Origin of the sequence: Bacillus sp. AFS029637, from assembly GCF_002584985.1 — a bacterium.
Taxonomy (GTDB): Bacteria; Bacillota; Bacilli; order Bacillales; family Bacillaceae_G; genus Bacillus_A.
Genome location: NZ_NUPZ01000058.1, coordinates 1 through 2,569, shown reverse-complemented (window position 1 = coordinate 2,569; position 2,569 = coordinate 1). Strand labels below are relative to the sequence as shown.

Genomic DNA, 2,569 nt, shown 5'->3' with positions numbered 1-2,569 from the left:
TTATTTCGTTTGCCGCTTTCTGCGTTGTTGCATCGGCGACTTGTTCTATATTACACCTCTACACTCCAATCGTCAACATCTTTTTATAAAGAAATTCAATTTAATATTTTTGCACTCGTTCAGCTAGATAAGAACCTACAAAAATTTCATTAACGAGAGCCCATCTTCTTCCCTACTTTACTAATCCATCCGTTACACCTTCTTTAATTTGTACGGACGGTTTTTAATTCTTGGAGGTAACACTCATATAAAAGAAACAACATATTAGCCGAGATAGAACAATTAGTCGAGCATATGGAAATTTCATGCTGGACGATTACTAGAGGCAGTTTCTCTTGATACGCTGCGTAAAGCAAACTGTAAGTACATGATAAAGAGAATATTCGTATTTACTCTCACTATCGAACAACAGGGCCACATCAAAAAAATATTTATTCTTAAGGATATTGAAGTATTAAAAATGAAGATGCGTGAAGACAGATTAGAAGTGTATTTCACCAAGCTAGTTGGAGATGGCACAATTGATCAATCCACTCTACACAGCACTATTAAAACTAAAACATTCTAATATGCTTTTAATTAGCATTATTGGGGCTGGTGTCACACCTTTCTTAGTGACGGTAGCGTCTTATATACTACTCTAGTTATAGGATTCTCCTTATATAGGTAGTAGTCACTTAATTATTTACTCGTGAATATACAGAAGATACACTAAAAAAATTACTAACTACCCCGGTGTCACGCATTAGCTTTATTATAACTAAGTTTATCATTCTCTTTCTTTGGATTTAGAGCTATTGGGGAACTTCGCTGGTTTTAACACCACTTTACTTTTAAGTTCTCTCCTAAACTTTTTAAATATGCGGTAGACTTCCCTTCCTTTATCTTTAAAAATTGTACTATTCATTCTTCTAATGAAGGCTTATGTACCTCCTATTATATTAAAGGTCATTATTACAATGACTAACATTATGCTCGTGACCTCCAAACATATGGATTCATTTATATGGACCGCTATTCTAGACCTGACTGGAGATCTATTAGTAAAAGTAAATTATAAGACTGCATCTGAGTTCTCATTTCTCATTTCTCATTACTCTTCCTGTAATAGTTGGAGCGACAGGCTTAGATTTATTAAAAAGCTGGAAGTATTTAAGTTTGAATGATTTCCCTATGTATGTGGTAATAGTAGCAATGCTAACGGTAGTAATATTCCTAAAAGTTTTAGAAAAGATAGGTTTAAAACATTTTGCATATTATGCGTATATTGTTGGCCATCTTATTTACACTGTTCGTATTGCTATAGATTCATATAAGTCACATATTATTAAACCTCTAGTATTACTCACTTCAATATGGGATAGATACTGTTACAAGCTATGCTTAAAGTCTGAATCTAGTAATAGCACTTCTTCTTTATATTCTAAGCAATCATTATATAACGTTCTTCACTCGTACTTAACTTCTCTATAAAAGGCCCCAATTATAGGATTTAAGGAAGCTTATCCTATGCCTATATACAAACAATTATCGTTTGGCTATTAATAATGTTTTTATAACACCTTTATATGATGAAGATCACCCGCGCTATATTTATATAGGCACTGCCGGAAAACTTCTTCCTGTTTCTGTATTTATGAAAGAGAAGTACATATAGGCGATACACTATCCAGGTATTACCTCTACCTTTAGAACAACTCAAATTACAAATAAGCTACATAAAAACTATAGACTAATTGGATTTATTCCCGATAAACTCGCCCCCAACTTGTTTATATTAGCGTGATAATAAAGAGAAGCATACTGTTCAAGCCGCAACAAGTAGCCGATTATACTTTAATTACTTTATTTATGAAGCTACACCCAAAAAGGGTTTTTCCCGTCTATTATATGGGATTATACAGGAAAGACGAATATAAGTGGACAGAACGTGTTTACAAACCATATTCATTCAGCGTATTCAAAGGAATTACAAATAAACAAATTACATGCGGGACCTATAAAGTGAGTTTTTAATAACTATCGAGGATATTTCATTTTCTACCTAACTTCTTTTTTCTACTGAAGCTTAGATTGGAAGTATTATCCCCCTAAAATAGCAGGATAAAAGGAATTAAATTTAATTAAGGTAATAATGCAAATAAACCCATTAGTACAAACATATTAGGATACTTATTCGGGGACAGTTGGTGATTCTCCTGATTATCTCGCCAAATTGGTAATTGACGGCATAAAAACTGCAACATGTTTCGGCCATATTCTCTATGACTTGGAAAATAAACCACTACCTGTAGCAATTATTAGTACAATAGAGGTAACTGGAACACCAATAAATACAGTAAACGAGAATTTGGCTATTACTGAAAGTGAAGAGAATCTTACTTATAATTACTGGAGAAACACCCATATTCAGTTCTTCACGAAGGAACTGAGAACTTAGCCTTAGTTTTTCTGAAAATATACTGCTTGTTTGTGAGCGTTTTAAACCTATTGATGTGAAAAAATAAATACAGCTTGTCATCTATTACTTCAGAAATACGTAGATGACAAGCTTATTTTATAAAACACA

The 2,569-nt window shown here is 33.0% G+C and carries 1 protein-coding gene and 4 pseudogenes; all 5 read left to right on the top strand.

Features of this window, described 5'->3' with window-relative positions; all coding sequences use genetic code 11:
• Positions 1 to 255: 255 nt before the first annotated feature.
• Positions 256 to 568: pseudogene (locus tag COE49_RS28210) on the top strand (hypothetical protein); the annotation flags it as partial.
• A pseudogene (locus COE49_RS28205) lies at positions 522 to 1,166 on the top strand (ABC transporter permease). The pseudogenes COE49_RS28210 and COE49_RS28205, both read left to right, overlap by 47 nt.
• The gene (locus COE49_RS28550; protein ID WP_464093025.1) at positions 1,054 to 1,473 is read left to right on the top strand and encodes an undecaprenyl-diphosphate phosphatase; all 420 of its coding nucleotides are present in this window, start codon (positions 1,054 to 1,056) and stop codon (positions 1,471 to 1,473) included. Before COE49_RS28205 ends, COE49_RS28550 begins: the two are co-directional and overlap by 113 nt.
• A 55-nt stretch (positions 1,474 to 1,528) precedes the next feature.
• Positions 1,529 to 1,865: pseudogene (locus COE49_RS28545) on the top strand (peptidase M20); the annotation flags it as partial.
• 275 nt (positions 1,866 to 2,140) lie between these two features.
• Positions 2,141 to 2,507 (top strand): annotated as a pseudogene (locus COE49_RS26445) (ASCH domain-containing protein).
• Positions 2,508 to 2,569: the final 62 nt, after the last annotated feature.